This is a genomic window from Pseudomonas sp. AC463 (assembly GCF_979253585.1).
Map to the genome: position 1 here is coordinate 1 of NZ_CEEDDZ010000112.1, position 469 is coordinate 469.

The following is a 469-nucleotide window of genomic DNA, read 5'->3' on the forward strand; positions in this document are numbered from 1 at the left end:
GGAGTGGAATGCGGCGCATACCGCCAACACCTGGACCTTCGACGGCAAGAAGGGCGGCAAGCCGCTGGAGTTCCCACGGATCGATGTCGCGACGGTGCGCGGAACGACGGTGCGCTATGTCGATCCGCGGATGCGCGTGCTCGCGGACCTGAAGCTGGAGGACATCACCTCCACCGAGGCGCGCATCGGCAAGGCGGTGGGGGTGACCGGCAAGGGCCGCATCCGCGACACCCCGTTCACGCTCGTCGCGCAACTCCTGTCACCGGACGCCACTGCCAATCGCGGGCAGAACAAGCTCACCGGTCGCATCCGCGCAGCGGGCAATGTCGTCGATGTGGCAGGCACCCTGCCCTCGATCGCCGATATCGAGAACGTGCCGCTGCAAGTCGCGGCGCGCGGACGTAACATGTCGGAACTGCTGGGCATCATCGGCGTCGCGATCCCGAACACGCGCACCTATCGCCTGCGC

General features: G+C 67.2%; 1 protein-coding gene. It reads left to right on the plus strand.

The features are described 5' to 3' along the window. Positions 1-469: hypothetical protein (locus tag AC0IYH_RS29340; RefSeq protein ID WP_471837544.1), on the plus strand; the 469-nt coding region annotated here is incomplete at both ends.